Source organism: Alteromonas sp. BL110 (genome assembly GCF_003443615.1).
Taxonomy (GTDB): domain Bacteria; phylum Pseudomonadota; class Gammaproteobacteria; order Enterobacterales; family Alteromonadaceae; genus Alteromonas.
On the sequence record NZ_CP031967.1, the window covers coordinates 1,053,784 to 1,075,766 of the forward strand.

The window sequence follows — 21,983 nt, forward strand, 5'->3', positions numbered from 1 at the left end:
GCATTAGCTCGTATTATTAACCCGCTACTTTGCACTAAGTCGCACATGATGATGTGGCAATGATGTAAGGCATAGGTCTTATTTAACGAGGAGTTTACGTGGTACCTTATATTCTTACCATTTTGTGCGTGCTAGTGGCAGGCGCGATTCATTGGATGTCGCCAAAGGCTTATTGGAAAGCCACTATTATGTCTACCGCCGTTATCTTATTATTTTCTGTCGCTGCGCTGTTTATTTTCAAGGCTTCAGGAATGCTTGTAAGCGAACATACCGGGGAAAATGCAGACTTCTCGGGGCAGATGCTTACCATTACGACTATGATTGCCTTCTTTGGCTTTTTGATTTCTCTCTTTGTTGGTTGGTTTCTTCGCGTGGTTCGAAACTAGCTTCTGAGTTTAAATCTAAGTATCTAAAGGCGGATTGCACCACTAAAGTGCAATACCGCTTGCGATCTTTCTTAACCTGCCCATCAGTTGTAACTCGTTACATACAATCAATTCTGCTTATCACCTGTAAAAATCAGGTTTGCTAAGCATTCAGCGCATTACGCCCCCCATCTAAACCTTGCATAACTACATTCTTATAAACAGGGCATAAGTGTTGCTTAATTTATTGTGCTTGAAAGCAATACTTCGCAAAAAACTATCAATAAAAAAGCGAATTGCGTAAACCAACATTTAGCAGGGCCTCTTATGCTGCACGAACCTGAACAAACCATTGCGCTTTGTAGCGATGCGACCAAACGTTTTTTGCTCGCCGCAAAACATGCAGAAATCACTGTGTTAGAACAGCTTTCTAGTAACTGTCGTATTGTTATTGCGGTTCGTGAGCTTATACATGAACTGCAAAAAGAGCGCGGAGCCAGCAATATCTTTCTTGCGTCTAAAGCCGAGCGCTACCAAGTTGAGCGAATGCAGTATGTCAGTGCTAGTGAACAAGCAGAGTCAATGCTAAAAAGCCATTTGAAGTCTCTCTACTTAACTGATGAGATCACTTCTGGTAACCCGCGCCTATTAAGCAGTATTACTTTAGCCATGCAGGCGACAGACTATTTGCCACGCTTAAGAGAACAAGTCAGTAAGCAGCAGCTAACGCCACTAGAATCAACACGAGCCTACAGCCGTTTAGTGGCAAGTTTACTTACTGTCATTTTTGAAGCAGCAGATATTGCAAGCGATCCAACCATTACCCGCTTACTGGTTGCTTTGTTCAACTTCATGCAGGCCAAAGAATATGCAGGGCAAGAGCGAGCGTGGGGGGCAATTGGTTTTGCAGAAACCCATTTCGATGTGCGCCTATGTGAAAAGCTTACTGCGCTTCAGCATGCCCAAGAGCATCACTTCAATATATTCTGTGAATTTAGCTGTAAGCCGCATAAAGAGGCATTGGAAGCATTAAATAAAAGCCCTGCCGCAATAGATATTACACAGCTTAGAAATATGATCGCGCAGCTAGGAGACGGCAGCCCTATTGCCGGCGAAATATCAGAAGTTTGGTTCGATGTTGCAACCCGACGTATAGATGCAATGCAGGATATCGAGGTAGCATTGACCGAAGCCTTAACACAGCAAGCTAACAGTAAAGTAGCCAATGCAAAAAATGAAATGGCCAATCATCAACAGTTGCTTACACGCTTTAACAATGAGCACGCCAATGATGGCTCGCCGCTCACTTTACTGTTTGACCCCAGCATGCCCGGCTTAGCGGAAGATACAAAAGACGACGAGATTAAAACGCTGTCACTCGATGAGCAGACTAAAACCTTATCGGCCCACCGCTCTTTTTACGACTTACTGCGTTCACAAGCCCAGCATATAGAAGACATGGGACGAGAGCTTGAAGAGGCTAAGCGTGCAATTCAAGATCAGAAGCTGATAAGCCGAGCAAAGCTGGTAGTAATGGAACAATTTGGACTAAGCGAAAACAATGCGTATCGCCGACTGCAAAAACAAGCGATGAGCGAAAATACAACCATAGCGGCTATTGCCACTAAGATAGTAGATATTACTACGAAAAATTCTTTGAGAAAGTAGCTACAGCTATTTCAGTCTTTATTCGCATAACTGCAGTAAAGGCCACACATCAAGCCAATTCTTAGATTCAAGTCGCTTACTAAAAATATCGGGTCTTGGATATTGGGGGTTAATACTTATGGTGCCCGCGAAATTTGCTGCTAAGCCAAATGGTGCAAGTACGTCTAAATCATCATTCGCTAATAAGCGAACCGCTACGCAAGTTTCCCGCTCTATCCAATATGAAATGGCTTCGTGACTGCTTTTATAGGGAGAATGCCCGTGAGACAAATGCATACGCGCTTGGTTTTTCACCTGCCAATTAGCTTGGGGCATTATTTGGGTTAACTCGCGTTCAATGGCTTTTTCTTGGTTCTTTATTTCTGATTTAGCGGCTGCAGTTATTAGTAAGTGTTCTTGTTGTTGAAATGCTGGTTCTGTTGAAGTCTGGGCTATTACAACATTCTGAGATACTGTGATTTCATCGTTAAAGTAAATCACATCAATATCGTTAAGCGGGGTTGGTTTAACCCTTTCATGTAATTCATCCCATATTGCATTTCGCACAAACCCTGCACCTATGTAGCCCTGCGGTAAATCAAGCGACCGCAAGGCATGAAGGCAGTCCATTTTGAAAGGATCCCGACTGATGATATCGCCAAGCCGTTTGAGATCTTGCACGCTTAAGCTTTTTCTTTAATACGCAGCTTTCGTTTCCACTTAATAATATAAAAGCAAAATGCAGCCATGCTTCCGCCAGCAAACCAGCCTGCGATAATATCACTAGGCCAGTGCACGCCCAGTAAGACACGGCTAAGGCCAATGCAAAATACCAGCAGAGTAGTCGCAAGGTATATCCATACTCGTACCTTCGTACTTTGCGTTAAATGTGTGAGCAAATGAGCCACATAAAAGTAAACCAAGGTTGATAGGGTGGCGTGAGCCGAAGGAAAACTCTGGGTATACACATCAACATGCTGCATGGTCAGCGATGGGCGCGGTCTGTCGATACCCGCTTTAAGTAGAAAAGTCATCGCAATTCCCGCCGCAACGGCAATAATAAAGGTAACAGCCTTTTTCTTCTCTCCCGCCATACCCAAAGCACCCGCGACAGCTGCCACAACAAAAATTAGCACCGTATTGCTGCCTAGCGCCGTGGTATCTCTAAGCACATCACGCTTCCACCCCGACACATCGCCTAACTCGCTAATTGTGTTAAACACTGCATTATCAAATGACGTTAGAACGCCCATGTAGACAAACAGCATCATTAACAAAAAGCCTGTTCCAAGTAGTAAAACTTGAATAGCGGGTGTTTTAATCATGCTTAAATAATCGGCGATGGCGCCATTTTTTGTCTTTTCACTGCTTGTCATGTTTCTACTTCCATTTAGTACGATTGAGGGTGCTACTTATCGTGCTTGCTGCCGCCTAGACAGTTGGGCGATGCTAGCGATTCCCCACCTCGTGCTTCCCACTCGGCAGGTGTATACGTGTGAAGCGCCAAAGCATGAACAGGCCCTTGCAGCGCTTCTGCCGCAAGTCCGTTAATTTCTCTGTGCCTTGCTATTAATCGCTTACCTTCAAAGGCATCGCTCACAACGGTAACCTTAAAGTGACTCTGCGCGCCGTCTGGCACATTGTGCATGAAGCTTTCATCTACAACCTCGAGATAATGTGGACTAAGTGCAGACTCGATCGTAGTTTCTAGAAACGCTTTTACTTGCATTTGGCTTACCTTGCTCTTTGAATAAGATGTCGAAATGTAAGATTAATTCTACCACCGATAGGCTTAGCCGTCTTTGCAATACCGTGCACATAGTGGCTTTGTGTTGCGCCCGCCATAATCAACACGCTACCGTGTTCAAGTACCTGCGTATGCTTTTCCTTTGTTTCTTTATGCTTAAAAACAAAGGGTCTTGCCTCACCTAGGGTAACTGATGCAATTACTGGGTTGATGCCTAGCTCTGGTTCATCATCGGAATGAAAGCTCATGCTGTCTTGCCCATTGCGATACCAGTTTGCTAACACGCTGTTGAACCTTGCTTTGTAATCTGAGGCGCACGATTTTTCACACAGTTGCTCACAGCGCGCTTTGATGTCTGCAAGGCTTTCAGTCCACGGGTTCGGCGACATGGTTAAATTTGAGTAGGTGTAAGTACATTCAGGGTCGCCATGCCAGCTTTGAAGCCGAGGGATTTTTACCGGCTTGCCAAACAGCTTAATCATATCCTGACGCCAAGGTAACTCTGCCTGTAGCTTTGTAAAGAAGGTATCAGCAGAAGCCTGCGATAGCGCGTTAGGAAAATAAGTGACATCACCTTCAACTAACGGGAGCTTATAAGACGTGCGCTTGTCTTCAGCCGTGTCGAACAGGGAAAATTGCATGTGTAAGAACTATAATTCCTTTGATATTTAATACTAGCTATCTACATAGCGGTTGACGGTGCCAATGCCCCCTTTAGAGCTTGTGTAATTACACCTTATTTTCAATGAGTACGCATGCTTTTCCAGTGCGGATTGCTCTGTCATCGTTAAATGTCGTGCTTTATACAAGGTGCATCCAATACCGAAGAATAACGGGTTATTCGCTAGAGCCAAGTGGTTGATATGATAAGATAGACATTAGCACGTAAACTGAATGAGCATTCCCTAGTAGATAATGCTTTGAGCCTTCTCTAAAAACAGACCCCAATGAATACAGAATTTATATTTGCCGACCGCCAGTTCTCGCTGATTCGCTACCCTGAAAAGCATCAGCACATAAGTCTTCAAGCATGGGATAGCGCCGATGAGCTTGTTATTGAGCACATCGAAACATTATTAAGTGAAACATCACTCTCAGTTGGCAGCAATGAGAATGATGGGTCAATGATGATCTTCAATGATGATTTTGGTGCGTTAGGCTGCTGGTTTTCCCATTTAGCGCCTTACTGGGTGTCCGATTCCTATATTTCATTGCGTTCACTGTTTGAGAATTTGAAAGCCAATAATTTACTGAATAGCGCAGAGACAAGCTACACAAGTGAGCTCCAAACCGCACCGCTGCAAACGTTAACCAGCGTACAAAGCTTAACGTTTAAACCAGAAACTGCACCTAACCTTATTGTCATAAAGGTCCCTCGCGCCCTTGCTCTGCTGGAACAACAGCTTATCGATTTACAGAAATATGTTACGCCTGATACTCGTATCGTCGCAACGGGAAAAGTGAAAGCGATTACGAAGTCTGTACTTAACCTGTTTGAACGATATATTGGCCCTACAACCACCTCTCTTGCTAAAAAGAAATCTCGGCTTATTTTTGCAACGCCCCGTGCGTCTCTGAAACTCGCTGACTCTCCCTATCCCACGCGCTGGCAGTGTAAAAGCACCATGGGCACAGAGCTTACTATAGATAACCTTGCCAACACATTTGCTCGGCAGTCGCTAGATATTGGTGCACGTATTATGCTTGAGCACATGACGGTGAGTGCCAATGACGTAGTGGTAGATTTAGGTTGCGGCAATGGTGTCCTGGGTGTAAACGCGCTGTCTCTCGCTCCTGACGCCAAAGTGATATTTGTGGATGAGTCATACATGGCTTTGGAAAGCGCTAGGCTTAATGTGCTAAACAACTTCCCGGATAAAATCGACCAGTGCGAGTTTGTGGCAAGTAACTGCTTAGAAACACTCATAAATCGTGAAAATAAACCTGCTGTTACCAAGATTTTGTGTAACCCTCCCTTTCATCAGCAAAACGCAATTACCGATCATATTGCATGGCAAATGTTTACTGACTCTCGTGAATTGCTGATTAAAAGTGGTCACTTGGTGGTGGTTGGCAACCGCCACCTCGACTATCACATTAAACTCAAAAAGCTATTTGGTGGCGCCAAGGTACTTGCCAGTGATAAAAAGTTCGTTATCTTAGGCACTGCAAAACGCTAAGCGTATAAAAGAAGTACGCAAATTAAGGAATACATTTAAAGGCATTTTTATGAAGAAAATACTTTTATCACTTATGACCGCTTTTATGCTGATTGGCAGCAGCTCATCGGTTATGGCCAAGAAAGACGATGGGTCTCAGGTTCAGCCAGATAACTATTACCCACGAGTAAAGATTGAAACGACCATGGGCGATATCGTGGTTGAGTTAGACAGAAGACGTGCACCAATTACGGTAAACAACTTTCTTCGTTACGTAGATAAGCGAGCCTATGAAGACACAATTTTCCATCGCATCGTGCCCGGCTTTGTTGTGCAAGGTGGCGGCTACACCGCTGACTTCAATGGCAAGTCAAACTTCCCCGATATATTTAATGAATCAGGTAACGGTTTAACCAACGACCTACACACCATTGCTATGGCAAGACAAAATGACCCGCATACCGCAAACCGACAGTTTTTCTTTAATGTTAATGACAACAGTAGCTTAAACCCAGGCAGAGACTGGGGCTATGCAGTTTTCGGCGTGATTGTGGAAGGCGAAGATATTGTTGATGCTATGTCGGAAGTAGAAACAGAGTATTCAATTCGCCTGAACGCGAATAACGTCCCGATTGAGCCAATCATTATTAAAAAAGTAACTGTATTACCACCGCTGTGAAGTAAAGCGCCTTTGGCCGAAAATCGTCAGACAGGCAGCCATAGAGAGAACTCATCTATGGCTGGAGATCCAACCTAAACAAATGCTGTTTTGGAAAGATTTTATCGAAGTAAAGGCCCTGCTTATTGAACCCTAGTCGCTGCAATAGCTTTTGCGATGCCTTATTGTCTGGATGCGTCATTGCGGTTAAAAAGCCATACCCTTTAGAAGCAGACCACGCTATAACCTTCCTGCAAGCCTCGTGGCATAAACCGCTTCCTCTTGCTTCAGGCAGCATGGCGAAGCCCAAATCTGGGCATTCAAAGGCAAAGCGATTAAATAAACCACAAACTCCTAACGGCTGTTTAGTGTCATTTGACTCAACGGCAAGTAGACCGTACCCCCACTCTTCTCGTTGAGCATTGGTTTTTCCGATGTAGTCACAGGCATCATCTAACGTATTTACATTCTTACTTCCAATGAACTTAAGCCACAGCTCGTCTTGCTGTAACGTTAAAATCCAGCGTTGATCATCAAACGTGAGCGGTCTTAAGGTAATATTATCGGAGGTTAAAATTGATGTTTCTGTATTCACACTAAACTCTCTGCCTAAGGGCGCCTGTTACCGCTAAAACTAGCGCTTCGCTAGAATTCTGTCTATACGCTCAATAGTTTCATTATTTACTTTTGCTGCGCGCGGGTACTTAGGCTGTGTTCTGTCGTTTACTCTTGGATGCTCCCATAGTGACGTATGCATTACAAATCGTTCTGCTTCTTTAATGCCACCATGCTCTAGACAACCTGCCATACAGGTATCAATATAGGTTTGGTTAACCGGGAATGCTTCGCTTGCTGGCTCGCAAGCTAGTGTTTCACAAATCCAGAAAGTGAACTGCGAGAATCGCTCATTTAACGCATCTGTTACCTCACCTTGGTGAAGTTGAAAACTAAGCGATTTAGGACTTACTTCAACAAATCGATAGTCTTTCTCGCGCTCCTGTAATGCTGGGTTAATTTGCGTGGGGATAAGCTGAGCGTTCAGCTGGCTATGGGCGTTAGCTACGGCGCCTACATAGGTTTGCTGTTCATGAATGCTGCGCGTTACCCAAGCTCGTTCGAACCCTGATACGGTTACCGGGATCCCTTTTGTGAAAATGTTCGAGTAGCGCTCTCGACTATCTTTGCTGAGTAAGCTTCCGTAACCTAAAACCATGTGCTTTTCGGTTTGCGTACTTAACCACTTCGCTATCTCATTCATTCTCACCTCAACTTCATAGCTGCTTCATCATCACTATTTTAGGGCTGTTTATCTTTACTTTGTATAACCCAAAGAAAAAATTGCGTTACGCATTTTTTCATACCGCATAAATATTTTTTCACGCTTCATAAATGATAAAGGCGGTGTAACAAGTTACACCGCCTTTGCTTACTACAGTAAAACTGTTAATTAAAACAACGCTCGCACACCCATAGTAAAGTTTCTACCAGGAAGCGGGGCTTGGTCTTTTAAGAACGATGTATGAACACGAGCTTCTTCATCAGTCAGGTTTTCACCACGAGCAAATAGCACCCAGTCGATACCTTGCGAACCAAATTCGTATTGAACGCTAGCATTAACCAGTGTGTAGCCATCGGTTGAGGTTTCGAACGAGGCAACTTCATCTTGATCGTCGTACCATGTGAACCCTACGTCAGCACTTAAACCATTGTTCACATAGCTTAATTCACTACCAAAGCGCATAGGTGGCGTGCGCGGAAGGTTGTCATCTTCTACTTCAGCGCGAATATAGTCACCAAATACAGTTAAGCGTAGCGTGTCTGTTAAGTCTACGTAAGTTTCTGCTTCAAAGCCCCATATGTCAGCGTCAGCCTGCTGGAAGTAATAAACCGGCGTGCCCTCTTCATCGCTGTGCTCTTCTTCAAGCTCGTCGTGCTCTTCTTCATGTTCGTGTTCGCTTAGGGCAAGCAAACCCGTACTCGACTGGAAAATATAGTCATCAGCCTGATTGTAGAAGAAAGATGCGCTGTAACCCCAGCTTCCGGTAAATTTACGGAAAGTAATATCTAAGTTTGTACTAACTTCTTCGTTTACGCTTCTTAAGTTTTCTTCAATATGGCCTTCTTCGTCCATATCGAATACCAAACCAACCTCGTAGCTTTGAGTTGCTAAGTGCTGACCTGCAGAGAAAAGCTCTTGCTGGCTAGGCGCGCGTTCGCTGCGTGATAAAGTCACTGCAATTGAGTGGCCTTCCTGATATTCCCAGTTGGCACCCGCTGAAAGCGACAGGCTGGTGAAGTCATAATCTGGGAAGTTGAAAGCAACAGCGTGCTCTTCATGTTCTTCATCCTCATGCTCCTCATCATGCTCTTCGCCTTCGTGCTCCTCATCTTCGTGTAAAACGTCTAGCTCTACTTCGCTTGCTTCAGCGTCCAAGGTTGTGCGTTCAAGTCTGCCGCCCAACTCAAAGGTAACGTCACCTACTTTTTTCTGCTCAACAACATAAAGTGCATAGCTTGACGTGGTATTGGCTGGTGTGAAAGCTTCTTCGCCAACAGCATTGTAATCGCTATGGTTAAACTGTAGCCCGAATACGCCGTGCCACCCGTTCACTTCTTCATGGTAAGCAGACACGCGGATGTCGCTTGATTCGTTTGTGAATACAGTACCCGGCTCTCCGTCTTCAATTTCCGCGTGCTCATAATCGGTATAGGCGGCCGCAAATTTAAGGTTAGTTAATCCTTCGAAAGGAGAATGCCACTCACCGGCAGCTTGGTAGCGAGTCATATCTACATCAAGTAGCACGCCTTCTTCTTCTTCATGATCGTGATCGTCTTCGTCATGCTCACCATCAAGCTCATCTTCGTCATGTTCTTCTTCGTGCTCATGGCTGTGACCCGGTACGCCATATTCATTGTCTAACTGCTCAACCGCGAAACCGAAGTAACCTTCTTCTGCTACATAAGATAGGCCTGCAACCACGTTGCGCGTCTCCATGGCACTACTTTCTAGTTCACCGTAAGGCTCATCTTCATCTGGCTCAACAGATGCGTACCCAGGAATATCTGCATTATCGGTATCGCGATAGAAGCCATCTACATGCCATACAATATTGCCGCTACCGCCGGTCACATCTGCGCGGGTGTACGAACCATTATTTACTGTGCTGTAGCTGGTTTCTGCTTCGCCTTCGACGCCGTCTATCTGGTACTGTGGAATACGCTTGTCAACCACGTTTACAACGCCACCGATAGCGCCACTGCCGTATTGAAGGGTCGCAGGACCGCGAAGCACTTCCACTTGGGTTGCGCTTGAAAGCGTAGTCGCTACGTTATGGTCTGGTCCAACACGAGATACGTCAGAGACATCTAAGCCATTTTGAACTATTTTTACGCGAGGGCCATCGTTACCGCGGATAACTGGGCTACTTGATACTGGACCGAAATAGGTGCTGTGCACACCCGGTGCGTTTTTAAGGGTCTCGCCTAGGGTTGGCGCTTCAATTTTGCGCAGTTTTTCAGCGCCGATAACAGTTACAGGCGTAACCGATTCAAGTACAGATGATTGAAGCGCATTAGCGGTTACAACAATATTTTCGACAGATGCTGGCTGTAAAATAAAGTCGACGTTTTGATCTGCGTTTACGTCACCTAAGTCGTTATCCCCATGGATATAATTTGAAGAATAAACATGTAAATGTATATGTGGCTGCTTAACATCGTCAAAACGGTACACACCGTTCACATCGGTGTAAGCTACGCGGCGGCTGCCTTCAATTTTAACTTCTGCACCAGCTACAGGTTGGCCAGCAGTATCGGTTACTTTTCCAGTTACTGTGGTGGCATACACAGGCGCACTTAACAGCCCTGCTATGGACAAACTTAGCAGTGAACGCATTTTCATGGGTATTCCTCTGAGGATGTTATAACATTATTTAGTGATGTTATAACATTTTTCAGCATTGACCTGCTCATGTCAACAGCAGGACAACGTAACTTTTCACTTATCTAACGTTATTTAATGCTTTGTGACTATTTAAGGGCCAAGTTGCCAATTTTCGCCTCCTTATATGCAAAAAGCGTCTAGGCTCTGCTTACATTAAAATTAATGACTTCTTTAATGTGTGAAGCGCCTATTTTTAGCATAAGTAATCTGTCGATACCTAAGGCTACGCCAGCACACGCGGGTAACCCCGCATTAAGAGCATCTAAAAAATTTTCATCAATGGGCTTTACGGGCAGTCCGGCTTCTTTGCGCTTCTTGTTATCAGTTTCAAAGCGCACTCGTTGCTCTTTAGCCGCACTTAGCTCGTGAAACCCATTGGCAAGTTCAGCGCCTTGGTAATACACCTCAAAGCGTTCAGCAACCCGCTCATCAGCAGAACTTAACTTTGCAAGCGCAGCCTGAGAGGCCGGAAAGTTGTAGACAAAACAAGGCCGTTCAATACCGATTTTAGGCTCGATAACATAACTGAATAAAAGTTGTAATTTGCTGTCATAGCTTAAGCTTTGCGGCGCATGAATATCTATATGGTGCTGCGCCATTGCGCTTAGCAAAATTTCATCATCAGCGCTTAGTGGGTCAATATTTAGATAGCGCTGAAAGGCTTCTTGGTATGTCATTTTATCAGCAGAAGCCGTGTGTATTGTTTCTTTTAGCAATGCGTCTACTTCATCCATTAACGCGAAGTGATCAAAGCCTAAACGATACCACTCTAGCATGGTAAATTCTGGGTTGTGCCAGCGCCCTTCCCCTTCGTGGCGAAACGCCTTGCACACTTGATAAATACTGCCGCTATCAGCACATAGTAAGCGCTTCATAGCATATTCTGGCGAGGTCTGAAGATACAGCTTACTTGGCTTACCAGATGTGGCGAAATTAAACTGCGTATCAAAAGCATCTAGATGTTCATCGGTTACTGTGCCGTTTGAAAGTAAAGGTGTATCTACCTCTAACACGTTTCTTGCGTAAAAAAACTCACGAATGGTTCTGAGTAATTCTGCACGCGCTACACGCGCATCATGTGTGGTAGTCGGCTGCCAAGATTGCATTTGTTCAAACCTAAGAAGAATAGCTAAAACAAAAAACCGGTACACGAAGGCACCGGCTTTACACGTAAACAGAATGCGCTATATGCGCCTCAGTTTTAGATATTATTTTTGTGCACGAGACACATATTCGCCAGAGCGCGTATCTACGCGGATAACTTCGCCTGTTTGAACGAATAGAGGAACGCGAACAACTGCGCCTGTACTAAGTGTTGCTGGCTTACCGCCTGTACCCGCTGTATCACCTTTAAGGCCAGGGTCCGTTTCAGTGATTTCAAGCTCAACAAAGTTTGGTGGCGTTACTGTGATAGGTGAACCGTTCCACAGTGTAATAGTACAAACGTCGTTTTCTACCAACCACTTTTTATTCTCGCCTACCGCTTTTTCGTCTGCAGCGATTTGTTCGAATGTATCATTATTCATAAAGTGGTAGAATTCGCCGTCGGTGTACAGGTAGGCAAGCTCCGTATCCATTACGTCAGCGCCTTCTACTGATTCACCTGAGCGGAAAGTTTTTTCTAAAACTTTACCTGAAATAAGCTTGCGGATTTTTACGCGGTTAAACGCTTGGCCCTTACCCGGCTTTACGTATTCGTTTTCTAGAATGTTGCAAGGTTCGCCGTCCAGCATGATTTTCAGGCCGCCTTTGAACTCGTTAGTGCTGTAATTAGCCATAATTCCTCTGTCTAAACATAAGGTACAAAAAGTTTCGTGGAACAAATAATACCTAAAAAACCGATTTCTGTAGAGCATAACTGGCAAAAAGAATTGGCAAGTAGCTATACCGATCCTGCAAAACTGTTGCAGCACTTAGATTTAGACGAAGAAAAATACGCACAACATATTAAAGCGCGCCGCCTTTTTCCAATGCGTGTTCCACGGCATTTCGCAGACCTAATGGAAAAGGGAAACCCTAACGACCCCCTGTTTTTACAGGTCATGCCGCTTAGCGACGAATTTCTAACGTCGCCTGGTTATAGCGAAGATCCGTTAGACGAGCATGACACAGCAGGCAAGGGTATTTTGCACAAATACGATTCTCGGGTGTTATTGATGGTTCGCACTGGCTGTGCGATAAACTGCCGTTACTGTTTCCGCCGCCACTTTCCCTACGCCGACAATTCGGTAAGCAAACATCAATGGCTTGATGTACTCGAATACCTTCGCAGCAATAGCAAGATTAATGAGGTGATTTTTTCAGGTGGCGACCCACTGATGGCGAAAGATGACCATTTATCATGGTTAGCTAATGAAATTGCCGCTATTCCCCACATAAAACGCCTGCGCATACATAGCCGCTTGCCTGTGGTACTGCCAGAAAGAATCAGTCATGACTTTATTGAATGGTTCACTGCATTGCCTCTTCAAAAAGTGCTGGTGCTGCACGCGAACCACGCGAATGAAATCTCTGAGCCATTAAAAATGCGGCTGCGCACATTGCGAGGTAAAGGCGTGACCTTGCTCAATCAGTCGGTATTACTAAAAGGAGTCAATGACTCTGGCGGTGCAATTAGTGATTTAAGCGAGTCACTTTTTGAAGCGGGTGTCCTGCCTTACTACTTGCACGTTTTGGATAAAGTACAAGGCGCGAGTCATTTTTATGTGAGTGATAATGAAGGTCGCCTGATTATGGAAGAAGCGATAAAGCGTCTGCCGGGCTTTTTAGTGCCAAAACTGGTAAGAGAAATTGGCGGTCAACCCGGCAAAACGCCTATCGACTTACATTTGCATCCGTAACTTACGCGTAGGTATTGATGTTGGCGCCTAACGCGGGGTTTGAGGATGACGATTTTGGTACGTCAGCGGCTGATTCCAGCAGCTGAAGCGACGCTTTTCCCTCTTGCTCTTGTTGGCTTTTTGCCAACTTAAGAGAGGCCAACTCAAGTGACGCACCGGACGCTCCAGAGGCACTAGCACCTTGTAGATCCATACCATTTTCCTTTGTTGCTTGTAGCAAAGTAAAAAAATGGGCAGAATTGCCCACCCTTACGATGTGTTGATTATTACGTAACCAGCAAATTTTTGAGTGAATCGCAGGTTATGTAATTTACACTATCGACAAGTTATCGGCTTTGAAAGGCGAAACTTTAACCATTATTTACCGTGATACCAATTTGCACAAATAAGTGCGACACAAACTATTAAAACTAAGGTGTACAGGTAACACGTACACCGAATTACTTTAGAAACAAAAGGCGTGAACATGCAACAGAGCCAAGAGATGCAAGCTGTCCATCAACAACTTCAAGAAACACTTCAAACGCTACACCGAAAAGCCGTTGATGCCGACCAAGTTTTAGATAACTTACAGCGCAATCAAAAAGGTAAGTTTGCGGCCGTGTTTGCTGACGACAGTGGTTTTACTACATCCGCCAAGCGTTTTGGGCCTTATGTGCAAGAAATTGCAAACGACTGGCAATCGCTAAAGGAACTGGATGATAATGCGGCCAAACAAGCCCTAGCGCCATTGGTTAAAAAAATAGAGTTGGCTCTAGTAACCATTGCACAGTTTCAGCAGTCTCTTGCTAAAAAGTAGCGTAGAACGGCAAGTGAGTAAAACAAAGCCCGCTTTAACAGCGGGCTTTTTTATAGATTAGCGTCTCACTTTCGGCGCACTCTTACACGCCTAAGCGCTTATTGTTGGTAAAGCGGCAGCAAGCTGATTCTACGCTTAATTTCCTTTACTTCTTTTAAGTAGGCTTCACTGTCCACTCGCTGATATTGTTCAGTGAACGTTTGCTTACTCAAGCCTTCAGGCAGACCTTCGATGGGGGGAATGATTTCAAGTTCATTTTGAATACGTGCCATCGCGTTTTGAACATCCAGCGCTGTACTTGGATTAGTGGCGACTTTTGCGAACTCTGTGCCCGACATATCAGCCGCCAAATCAACAAAGCTATAGCCAGAGCCGCCATTGCCCCGGTCCATTAGCTCTTTGAACTCGCCAATTGCTAAGGACATACCTTGTTCGGCCATTAGCTCTAATGCCGCAGAGATAATAAAGTGACGAGCCAAATCGTTACGTTTATGTAGCACAGCACCTCTGCGGGGTTTTAATGCCTTTTCGGAGTCCGGCTGAATGTCGCCCACCAAGGTACCAACTCGATGATGTCCCACGTAAACTGCTAAGGCTAAGATTACTGCGTTATTGTGCAATACTGCATCATCAGGTGTTTTGCTTTGCTCTCTTGCCCTTGCCATCCCTTCGCGTAAGTATTCTATGAGAGATACCGGTTTGTTCGACAGGGCTATTTCTCTTCCAGACAAATAACGAAGATAGTACGCAGATAACTGCTGAAGCTCGGTCTGTTCGCTGACCGACATGTTCGACGCCACCACGTTTAACTCGCTTAGCAGCTCATCTAAACGCCCAACATCAAGAGTAAGCTCGCCGCGCCCCATGGTCACGCGTTCAACCCGCGATAACGCAATGGTTGCTATTTCTGATTGGGTATAAGAGTTTACTGTGCGTTCTAAAAAGTCGAGTAAAAAGCGGCCTGGAATGGTTAGGTCACCTACTTGAACTTGTTCTATACGCAAGCTATCACCAGGTAATACTAATGCCGAGGCATTAATGTAATAGCCCATATTATCAATGGCGTAAGTAACATTAACAGTGCCTCCCAATGGGGTGATGTTTACTACGCCTTTAAACTCAGGTAAGGCCCGCTGTAACACGCCCACCAAGCTTTCGACTTGGGTTTCGGTGAGCGTTACCTGGTGACCTTCTTCTCGGCGTGAGAATGCCCGTTTTAACTGGCCGAGTAGCTCGTTAACACTGTCAGCACCATCGAGCTGCGTCGGCGCTGTCGATGCCACTAGGGGCGCTTTTTGTACCGCCATAACGGTAACCGTCGTCACGCCTACAACGAGAAGAACAACGATAATGGCGATAGTTATCAAAAGCCACTTAAGGCTACGCAAAATCATAAGAAATCAGCTTTACCTGTAAATACAACTAATCAAAAAAACTTAGCGCCCAAATGCTTTGTTACGAAACGAAACACAATAGGCGCTAAGGTGCTGGTTATACTACGTTATCTATTTTCGCGCCACCAGTGACAAGTGGAATGACAAGTAGTTCGTATGTAACTTTATTAGTTAACGCGACTTGAGCTCACTATCGCTCCATTCTTTCAAACTACCGTAACGCACGGTAGCACGGGACAAATCGTGATGCTGCGATAAGTCTGTCGGTATTACGATACAAGCTAGCCGTGCATCAAGTGCCGCTGACATGCCGGTATGCGTGTCTTCAATGGCTACACAGTCGCTGGACGATTTACCTAGCTTATCCATTGCGAGGACATAACAATCGGGGGCGGGCTTACTGTTTTCTACGTCTTCTACGGCGACCACACAGGAAATATAATCACTCAACTCATATTGAGATAACGTTTTTTCTACCGCCTTTTTACTTCCCCCGGTCACTATACCAATGGTAAAGCCATTTTCTGCACACTGTGTAATGGTTTCCTTAACAAATGGCATCAAAGGAAAAGCTTGCTTATCGAGGTAGTCACTCACGCTTTTGTGTTTCTGTTCAGCCAGTAACTGCGGTTCTATATCAATATTAAAATGCTCAACTAAGTCCACCGCATTTTGTTTTACCGGTATTCCCGCCATTACTTCGCAATAAAAATCCTTGCTTAGCTCAACATCATATTTCAATAAAATGTCTTTCCAAAGGTCAAAATGTACGGTTTCTGAGTCAATCAGGGTACCATCGTGATCAAATAATAGCGTTGTGGTGTTATCGCTCACCGCTAACTGGCGTGTAGATGAAGAAGCTGAATGCAATGCCAAAATAAACCTCCTTGCTATTAAAACTAAATTTCGGTGTTGAAAAATACACAGAATGCTATCGGCACCGAAAAACCGATTTCCTTCCACGTTAAGATCCCGTCTTTATCCGTTATTTCTTAGCGCCCGCCTTACTCCTGTAAGCATAGGCGGACTGCTACGTGGTATACTGGAAGCCTCTCACCAGTTTAAATATTGTTTACGTGGAGCTAACTGCGTGCTTTACCACATTTTAGGCTTTGCCAGTGCCGCGCTTTTTTTACTGACATGGTTAGGCTTATGGTCACAAATTAAAGCTATGACGCACCACCAAGTATCTGTCGCTAGCGAGCAGAGCGACGCTAACCACAGTCTGTCGCTAAACCAGTTTGGCTCTAGCTATTTTGCGTTTTTCTCTATTTTCCTATTCGGCATTTCGGTAGAGCCTTTTAACCATTACTTAGTTTGGACGCGTTTTGGCGCGCTCATTCTTACGCTCACAATAATTTGGAAAATATGGCAACTCAGGCGAAATACAATTTCAGGCTACGTTACCGCTATTGCTCTGCTTGCGCTTGTTGGCGGTACCCTTTCCATCGCTTTTCGCCCCTTCCCAACGCTTGCGCAACTTGGCGCAAATACGTTGATGCTGGTAGTCACCGTCATATTATTTCAAGGTTCGCTGCATCAGTGGCTTGTGTTGCAGCGCAGACAAAAAGTAGGCTCGCTGTCGTTTGCGTTATTTCGGAACATCTTGATTAAAGACGTTAGCACCTTAATGTTCGGCTTAACAATGCCGTTAAGCCAAAGCTGGCCGCTACTCATCTTAAACGGCACCAGTGTTATAATGCGTGGCAGTATTTTATTGCAGATGCACAAACTAAAACGCCGAGAAATTTCCGTATCAGGATAATTTCTCGGCGTTTTCTATTTGTTTTGTGTAGCAAGGAGGTTGCCTGTTTAGCAGTCACTTGTTTGAACAGAGATATCAATACAATTATATAAACAAGCCCAAAACCGGCAAGTTAAAGCGCCACTTCTGCCATATTGCCTTTGCTTTCAAGCCAGGTTTTACGGTCGCCAGAACGCTTCTTAGCAAGCAGCATGTCCATTAGCTCCATCATCTCCTCAGCATCTTCAATAGTCAGCTGAACAAGGCGACGGGTGTTCGGGTCCATGGTCGTTTCGCGAAGCTGTAGCGGGTTCATTTCACCCAAGCCTTTGAAGCGCTGTACGTTCACTTTCCCCCGTTTCTTTTCTGCTTCAATACGATCCAGGATCCCCTGCTTCTCACCTTCATCTAGGGCGTAATGTACTTCTTTGCCAATATCTATTCTAAAGAGCGGAGGCATGGCAACATACACATGGCCCTGTTCAACTAAGGTTCTAAAATGACGTACGAAGAGTGCACATAACAAGGTCGCGATATGTAGTCCATCAGAGTCAGCATCAGCAAGAATACAAATTTTGCCATAGCGTAAACCAGACAGGTCTGTTGAATCTGGATCTATACCCAGCGCCACAGAAATATCGTGAATTTCCTGTGATGCCAGTACCTGAGACGAGTCTACTTCCCAGCTGTTTAAGATTTTACCGCGCAAAGGCATAATTGCTTGAAACTCTCTATCTCGCGCTTGTTTAGCCGAGCCGCCTGCCGAGTCACCCTCTACTAAAAACAACTCAGAGTAAGAAATATCTTGTGACGAGCAGTCGGTTAATTTGCCTGGGAGTGCAGGGCCTTGTGTAACCTTTTTACGGGCGACCTTTTTCACCTGTCGAAGACGACGCTGTGCATTGTTGATACACATTTCAGCCAGCGCTTCAGCTATTTCAGTATGCTGGTTTAACCAAAGGCTGAATGCGTCTTTCACCACACCTGATACAAACGCACTTGCCTGACGTGAAGACAAACGCTCTTTCGTTTGACCCGCGAACTGAGGGTCCTGCATTTTGGTTGAAAGAATGTAGGCGCAGCGGTCCCAAATATCGTCAGGCGATAGCTTAACGCCACGAGGCATTAAGTTTCTAAATTCGCAAAACTCGCGCATCGACTCCAGTAAGCCTTGGCGCAGCCCATTAACGTGTGTACCACCTTGCGCGGTAGGGATAAGGTTGACGTAGCTCTCTGTTACCAAATCTCCACCTTCGGGCAACCACATTACAGCCCAATCTGCCGCTTCCGTATTGCCACTGAATGTGCCTACAAATGGCGTATCTGACGGTAAGGTTTCGAACTCTTCTACCGCTTGATAAAGGTAATCTTTCAGACCATCTTCGTAATACCACTCTTGGCTTTCTTTGGTAATTTTGTTGTCAAAGCGAATGCGCAAACCCGGGCTTAACACCGCTTTTGCACGCAAATTATGCACAAGTCGACTTACCGAGAATTTTGCAGAATCGAAATATTGCGGGTCGGGCCAAAAATGAACGCGAGTTCCTGTATTGCGCTTACCACAGGTATCGATTACTTGTAAGTCTTCGACTTTGTCGCCGTTTTCAAAGGCGATTTGGTATACGCTACTGTCCCGTCTTATTGTCACCTCAACACGGGTTGAAAGCGCATTAACTACCGAGATCCCCACCCCGTGAAGACCACCAGAGAAGGCGTAGTTTTTATTTGAAAACTTACCTCCTGCATGAAGCTTACACAAAATAAGTTCTACGCCAGATATTCCCTCTTCAGGGTGAATATCTACCGGCATACCACGACCATCATCGATAACCTCTAATGATTGGTCTTCATGCAAAATAACTTTGATGTTAGAGGCATGCCCGGCAAGCGCTTCATCCACACTGTTATCGATGACCTCCTGCCCCAAATGATTTGGGCGGGTGGTGTCGGTATACATACCAGGACGGCGTTTTACGGGGTCAAGGCCGTTTAAAACCTCGATAGCTTCTGAATTGTATTGATTTGACATAGTTATGGTTGTTATTTAAGCCAGCAATAAGGAAAGAAAGCACGCACTACTATGGTCAGTTACAGTAATCACAGCACTCAGCGTATATTTGATGTTAGCAGGGCTAGTAAAGACTAGCAATGCGCTTATTTAAGCAAAAACTCAGCGATAGCTGGCAAATGATTTTCATAACCCACAAAGCTGTGATCTCCACCTTCTTCAATAACTAAATGACTATGCTGGTACTTCTCTGCAGCCAAGCGATAATCTAGCGTTTCATCTTCAGTCTGAAGCAGCACTTTGTAACTAGTTGGCTGTTTAATTGAAGCAGACTCTAAGGCTTTTATAACCCCCATATCGCTTTCTACTATCTCAAATTTTTCTCTGCTATATGGGTTCTCATGAGTGCCTATGAAGTTTTGCAACAGTTCATAAGGCCGTACCGCTGGATTTATTAATACGGCTTTGCCACCGAACTTTTCAAGTAAAAATGTAGAGAGATAGCCGCCCATAGAGCTACCAATCAGTTTAAGCCCGTTTTCAAGCAGTGCTGGGGTGCTATCAATAAGCTCAAGCAGCTGGCTTTCAACTTTACTAGGAAAATTAGACAGTTCAGGAATATGTAAGGTGACGTTTGAGTGATGCTGCTCAAAATATTGTTTAGTGGCTTGTGCCTTTATGGACTTCGGGGAGCTCAAAAAGCCATGAAGATATAAGATGTGCTGCATGCTGTTCTCTACTATGTTGCTCTCTACTGTGTTGTTCTCTGTGCTTTGGACTATTTGAAACCTAGACCTCGGTAACGTTAACGTCTATCGTTCCATTATCCATTAGATTAATTACCTGGTACCCAGGTGCCTCTTCGCTTACACCAAATTCATCGCACATTTGCCACTGCCAGCAAGTCGATGGGCTTCCGTAAGAAGGCGTGCTATTCGTTCCTATTTCTTGGCGCAATGGCGAATGAATATGTCCGTGAATTAACGCCTTTATTTGCGGGTTTTCGTTTATAAGCGATTCTAGGTGCTGTGCATTAGCCAAAAAATGTTTATCCATCCAGCTTTTTGAAGGCAATATATGGTGATGGAGCGCAACAAGATGATTAAAGTGCGGTAATGCATCTAGCGATTGCTTTAATGCAATTAAATCGCTTTCTTTTACCTCGCCCGCTGCTGTGTGCATATTGCCTGAAGTTCGGGTATCCATACCGTGTATTTGCCAGTTCGAAAAGCTTATCGGGTTGGCGCTCTGTAAGTGACGACTGCCAAGGTAGCTTTCGAAATGTGGATTATTGTCGTGATTTCCAGCGAGAACAAACCAGTCTATATTTTCTGACTCAATATATTGCTCCATCAGTGCGGTAAAATGCTGATAGCTTTCGGGGGAGTTATCGCCACTGATGTCTCCAGTTACCAGCACTATCATTTTCTGTTCTTGCCCGTTATTTCCTTGATTAGCGATTTGATTTTTTGAGTCAGTAATATCTGCTACGTACTGTTGAACCGCGCTAAGTACACGCGTCAATGAATGATAGGGCGCTATACCCGCGTAACCGGTCTTGTCTTTGTCCTTAAATAAGTGGCAATCACTTATCTGTATTAGTGATATCACGCTTCGGAGGTAACGTTTGTTGAATGTTGCAGGCAAAAGTTTAACCACTCAGCTAAAAAGATATTTACCATATGCTTTTCGTTGCGCTGGCGCATTTTCAGATTAGGGTATTCATAAGAAGGCTCAAGAGCCCCTGTATTTTGACTGTTTATCACCTCAGCCATGCGGGCATCATGATATAGGCGAACCGTCATACTTGGCGTTAGGTACGAAGGCATGTCTTTAGTGGTTTGTTTTATGCTCAACGTGCTGGTGTAGCGAGCAGAGTCCACTATCCTAATTTCATAGGCCAACCCCACACCAACGGAAAATTCATAACTCAAGTCTTCCGTATCGCAGTCAGGTAGCATTTTAAGAACATAAGCATAGTTCAGTTCGCAAAGCGCCTGCATTGACGGCAGATGAGGGATGTATTTTCGTTGATTGCGTTGTATCACGATGTCTGCCATTGCTCCAGAAGTTGTGTCTTATGCATAAAGAACCATTGTAGCGCAATTACTGCTGCGGCGTTGTCTATATGGCCATTTTCCAGCCATTCAAGGGCGGTATTCTCTTTTACACGATGCACTTTGATATCTTCAGACTCGCTTTCAAGCCCGTGAATACCTTTTGCCAAGCTTGCGTCAGTCTTTGCTATAAATATATGTAATCTTTCCGTAGTACCACCTGGACTAGATAGATAGCTTAGGGCCTTGGTCAAGTTTTGTAACTTTATACCCGCCTCTTCCATTGATTCTCGATGGCACACATTTTCAGGTGTTTCACCCTTATCTATCATGCCTGCAATAATTTCTATTAACCAAGGGCTTGAAGATGTGGCTAACGCCCCAATTCTAACCTGCTCAATTAGCACGAATTCTTGGAGAATGGGGTCATAGGGCAAAACGCCTACCGCATGACCGCGTTCAAAAATTTCGCGTGTAACCGTGTCGCTCCATTCTCCATTAAAACACTTGTGCTTAAATTGATACTGATTCATGGTAAAGAAACCACGATACACTGGCTTAATGTCGGTGATTTCGACGTCATTTGAGGTAAATGAAAGGAATTCCTTGCTCATTTGCTGAC

24 protein-coding genes are annotated in these 21,983 nt (G+C 44.8%); 7 read left to right on the forward strand and 17 right to left on the reverse strand.

All coding sequences use genetic code 11. The annotated features are described in order from the left end of the window. The first annotated feature begins 98 nt into the window (after window positions 1-98). Complete coding sequence (locus D1814_RS04530; RefSeq protein ID WP_014948232.1) at window positions 99-386, forward strand: hypothetical protein; 288 nt, start codon at window positions 99-101, stop codon at window positions 384-386. Between the two features lie 306 nt (window positions 387-692). Next, window positions 693-2,033, forward strand: a complete 1,341-nt coding sequence (locus D1814_RS04535; protein ID WP_118495307.1) for a nitrate regulatory protein — start codon at window positions 693-695, stop codon at window positions 2,031-2,033. A gap of 18 nt (window positions 2,034-2,051) precedes the next feature. Here the strand turns inward: D1814_RS04535 and D1814_RS04540 are convergent, their stop codons facing one another. The 4 genes from D1814_RS04540 to D1814_RS04555 are packed head-to-tail and all read right to left on the reverse strand — an operon-like array spanning window position 2,052 to window position 4,400. Next, window positions 2,052-2,693 (reverse strand): nucleotidyltransferase family protein, encoded by a 642-nt coding sequence (locus D1814_RS04540; protein ID WP_118490300.1) that lies wholly within the window; start codon window positions 2,691-2,693, stop codon window positions 2,052-2,054. Between the two features lie 2 nt (window positions 2,694-2,695). Continuing rightward, window positions 2,696-3,388, reverse strand: coding sequence for a phosphatase PAP2 family protein (locus tag D1814_RS04545; protein WP_118490301.1), 693 nt, complete (start codon window positions 3,386-3,388; stop codon window positions 2,696-2,698). Between the two features lie 32 nt (window positions 3,389-3,420). After that, window positions 3,421-3,741 carry a BolA family protein gene (locus tag D1814_RS04550; protein ID WP_025256584.1) on the reverse strand — a complete coding sequence of 107 codons (321 nt, stop codon included), beginning with the start codon at window positions 3,739-3,741 and terminating at the stop codon, window positions 3,421-3,423. A 5-nt stretch (window positions 3,742-3,746) separates the two neighbouring features. Next, window positions 3,747-4,400 carry an alpha-ketoglutarate-dependent dioxygenase AlkB family protein gene (locus D1814_RS04555; protein WP_118490302.1) on the reverse strand — a complete coding sequence of 218 codons (654 nt, stop codon included), beginning with the start codon at window positions 4,398-4,400 and terminating at the stop codon, window positions 3,747-3,749. A gap of 306 nt (window positions 4,401-4,706) precedes the next feature. Here D1814_RS04555 and D1814_RS04560 point away from each other — a divergent pair, with 306 nt between their 5' ends. Together D1814_RS04560 and D1814_RS04565 are read left to right on the forward strand one after the other, a co-directional pair. Next, complete coding sequence (locus D1814_RS04560; RefSeq protein ID WP_118490303.1) at window positions 4,707-5,939, forward strand: methyltransferase; 1,233 nt, start codon at window positions 4,707-4,709, stop codon at window positions 5,937-5,939. 49 nt (window positions 5,940-5,988) lie between these two features. Continuing rightward, window positions 5,989-6,597, forward strand: a complete 609-nt coding sequence (locus D1814_RS04565; RefSeq protein WP_118490304.1) for a peptidylprolyl isomerase — start codon at window positions 5,989-5,991, stop codon at window positions 6,595-6,597. Between the two features lie 55 nt (window positions 6,598-6,652). On the opposite strand, the gene D1814_RS04570 is transcribed toward D1814_RS04565, so the two are convergent. From D1814_RS04570 to efp, 5 genes are all read right to left on the reverse strand, one after another. Beyond that, on the reverse strand, window positions 6,653-7,171 hold the full coding sequence (locus D1814_RS04570; RefSeq protein ID WP_118490305.1) for a GNAT family N-acetyltransferase: 519 nt from the start codon (window positions 7,169-7,171) through the stop codon (window positions 6,653-6,655). Window positions 7,172-7,210: 39 nt separating this feature from the next. Further along, window positions 7,211-7,834, reverse strand: coding sequence for a gamma-glutamylcyclotransferase (locus D1814_RS04575; protein ID WP_118490306.1), 624 nt, complete (start codon window positions 7,832-7,834; stop codon window positions 7,211-7,213). Between the two features lie 189 nt (window positions 7,835-8,023). After that, window positions 8,024-10,477: a TonB-dependent receptor gene (locus D1814_RS04580; protein ID WP_118490307.1), complete on the reverse strand. Its 2,454-nt coding sequence runs from the start codon at window positions 10,475-10,477 to the stop codon at window positions 8,024-8,026. A gap of 179 nt (window positions 10,478-10,656) precedes the next feature. Then, complete coding sequence (epmA, locus tag D1814_RS04585) at window positions 10,657-11,625, reverse strand: elongation factor P--(R)-beta-lysine ligase (protein WP_118490308.1); 969 nt, start codon at window positions 11,623-11,625, stop codon at window positions 10,657-10,659. A gap of 102 nt (window positions 11,626-11,727) precedes the next feature. Continuing rightward, window positions 11,728-12,297, reverse strand: coding sequence for an elongation factor P (gene efp / locus D1814_RS04590; RefSeq protein ID WP_014975647.1), 570 nt, complete (start codon window positions 12,295-12,297; stop codon window positions 11,728-11,730). Window positions 12,298-12,333: 36 nt separating this feature from the next. Between efp and epmB the strand changes: the two genes are divergently transcribed. Then, window positions 12,334-13,359, forward strand: a complete 1,026-nt coding sequence (gene epmB / locus D1814_RS04595) for an EF-P beta-lysylation protein EpmB (RefSeq protein WP_118490309.1) — start codon at window positions 12,334-12,336, stop codon at window positions 13,357-13,359. Window position 13,360: 1 nt separating this feature from the next. Here the strand turns inward: epmB and D1814_RS04600 are convergent, their stop codons facing one another. After that, a complete protein-coding gene (locus tag D1814_RS04600; RefSeq protein WP_118490310.1) occupies window positions 13,361-13,552 on the reverse strand; it encodes a hypothetical protein in 192 nt (63 codons plus the stop codon). A gap of 273 nt (window positions 13,553-13,825) precedes the next feature. Here D1814_RS04600 and D1814_RS04605 point away from each other — a divergent pair, with 273 nt between their 5' ends. Beyond that, window positions 13,826-14,158, forward strand: a complete 333-nt coding sequence (locus D1814_RS04605) for a hypothetical protein (RefSeq protein WP_118490311.1) — start codon at window positions 13,826-13,828, stop codon at window positions 14,156-14,158. A gap of 98 nt (window positions 14,159-14,256) precedes the next feature. Here the strand turns inward: D1814_RS04605 and D1814_RS04610 are convergent, their stop codons facing one another. After that, a complete protein-coding gene (locus tag D1814_RS04610) occupies window positions 14,257-15,552 on the reverse strand; it encodes a hypothetical protein (protein ID WP_118490312.1) in 1,296 nt (431 codons plus the stop codon). Window positions 15,553-15,723: 171 nt separating this feature from the next. Then, window positions 15,724-16,428, reverse strand: a complete 705-nt coding sequence (locus D1814_RS04615; RefSeq protein ID WP_118490313.1) for an HAD family hydrolase — start codon at window positions 16,426-16,428, stop codon at window positions 15,724-15,726. Between the two features lie 214 nt (window positions 16,429-16,642). On the opposite strand from D1814_RS04615, the gene D1814_RS04620 reads away from it, so the two are divergent. Continuing rightward, on the forward strand, window positions 16,643-17,317 hold the full coding sequence (locus D1814_RS04620; RefSeq protein WP_118490314.1) for a hypothetical protein: 675 nt from the start codon (window positions 16,643-16,645) through the stop codon (window positions 17,315-17,317). Between the two features lie 112 nt (window positions 17,318-17,429). Here the strand turns inward: D1814_RS04620 and parE are convergent, their stop codons facing one another. The 5 genes from parE to nudF form a co-directional block, all read right to left on the reverse strand. Beyond that, window positions 17,430-19,325: a DNA topoisomerase IV subunit B gene (gene parE / locus D1814_RS04625; RefSeq protein WP_118490315.1), complete on the reverse strand. Its 1,896-nt coding sequence runs from the start codon at window positions 19,323-19,325 to the stop codon at window positions 17,430-17,432. Window positions 19,326-19,450: 125 nt separating this feature from the next. Beyond that, on the reverse strand, window positions 19,451-20,032 hold the full coding sequence (locus tag D1814_RS04630; RefSeq protein WP_118490316.1) for a YqiA/YcfP family alpha/beta fold hydrolase: 582 nt from the start codon (window positions 20,030-20,032) through the stop codon (window positions 19,451-19,453). A 61-nt stretch (window positions 20,033-20,093) separates the two neighbouring features. Beyond that, window positions 20,094-20,915, reverse strand: a complete 822-nt coding sequence (locus D1814_RS04635; protein WP_118490317.1) for a metallophosphoesterase — start codon at window positions 20,913-20,915, stop codon at window positions 20,094-20,096. Further along, window positions 20,912-21,307 carry a DUF1249 domain-containing protein gene (locus D1814_RS04640; protein WP_162889853.1) on the reverse strand — a complete coding sequence of 132 codons (396 nt, stop codon included), beginning with the start codon at window positions 21,305-21,307 and terminating at the stop codon, window positions 20,912-20,914. Before D1814_RS04640 ends, D1814_RS04635 begins: the two co-directional genes overlap by 4 nt. Window positions 21,308-21,348: 41 nt before the next feature. After that, entirely contained in the window at window positions 21,349-21,975 is a 627-nt protein-coding gene (nudF, locus tag D1814_RS04645; protein ID WP_118490318.1) for an ADP-ribose diphosphatase, read from the reverse strand. Between the last annotated feature and the right edge of the window lie 8 nt (window positions 21,976-21,983).

What these genes read in the sequence shown, in the direction of transcription:
- parE (WP_118490315.1), bottom strand. Translation starts at nt 19,325, where the DNA reads ATGTCAAATCAATACAATTCAGAAGCTATCGAGGTTTTAAACGGCCTT.
- D1814_RS04605 (WP_118490311.1), top strand. Translation starts at nt 13,826, where the DNA reads ATGCAACAGAGCCAAGAGATGCAAGCTGTCCATCAACAACTTCAAGAA.
- D1814_RS04550 (WP_025256584.1), bottom strand. Translation starts at nt 3,741, where the DNA reads ATGCAAGTAAAAGCGTTTCTAGAAACTACGATCGAGTCTGCACTTAGT.
- nudF (WP_118490318.1), bottom strand. Translation starts at nt 21,975, where the DNA reads ATGAGCAAGGAATTCCTTTCATTTACCTCAAATGACGTCGAAATCACC.
- D1814_RS04610 (WP_118490312.1), bottom strand. Translation starts at nt 15,552, where the DNA reads ATGATTTTGCGTAGCCTTAAGTGGCTTTTGATAACTATCGCCATTATC.
- efp (WP_014975647.1), bottom strand. Translation starts at nt 12,297, where the DNA reads ATGGCTAATTACAGCACTAACGAGTTCAAAGGCGGCCTGAAAATCATG.
- D1814_RS04580 (WP_118490307.1), bottom strand. Translation starts at nt 10,477, where the DNA reads ATGAAAATGCGTTCACTGCTAAGTTTGTCCATAGCAGGGCTGTTAAGT.
- D1814_RS04545 (WP_118490301.1), bottom strand. Translation starts at nt 3,388, where the DNA reads ATGACAAGCAGTGAAAAGACAAAAAATGGCGCCATCGCCGATTATTTA.
- epmA (WP_118490308.1), bottom strand. Translation starts at nt 11,625, where the DNA reads ATGCAATCTTGGCAGCCGACTACCACACATGATGCGCGTGTAGCGCGT.
- D1814_RS04630 (WP_118490316.1), bottom strand. Translation starts at nt 20,032, where the DNA reads ATGCAGCACATCTTATATCTTCATGGCTTTTTGAGCTCCCCGAAGTCC.
- D1814_RS04535 (WP_118495307.1), top strand. Translation starts at nt 693, where the DNA reads ATGCTGCACGAACCTGAACAAACCATTGCGCTTTGTAGCGATGCGACC.
- D1814_RS04565 (WP_118490304.1), top strand. Translation starts at nt 5,989, where the DNA reads ATGAAGAAAATACTTTTATCACTTATGACCGCTTTTATGCTGATTGGC.
- D1814_RS04555 (WP_118490302.1), bottom strand. Translation starts at nt 4,400, where the DNA reads ATGCAATTTTCCCTGTTCGACACGGCTGAAGACAAGCGCACGTCTTAT.
- D1814_RS04575 (WP_118490306.1), bottom strand. Translation starts at nt 7,834, where the DNA reads ATGAATGAGATAGCGAAGTGGTTAAGTACGCAAACCGAAAAGCACATG.
- D1814_RS04560 (WP_118490303.1), top strand. Translation starts at nt 4,707, where the DNA reads ATGAATACAGAATTTATATTTGCCGACCGCCAGTTCTCGCTGATTCGC.
- D1814_RS04600 (WP_118490310.1), bottom strand. Translation starts at nt 13,552, where the DNA reads ATGGATCTACAAGGTGCTAGTGCCTCTGGAGCGTCCGGTGCGTCACTT.
- D1814_RS04640 (WP_162889853.1), bottom strand. Translation starts at nt 21,307, where the DNA reads ATGCAGGCGCTTTGCGAACTGAACTATGCTTATGTTCTTAAAATGCTA.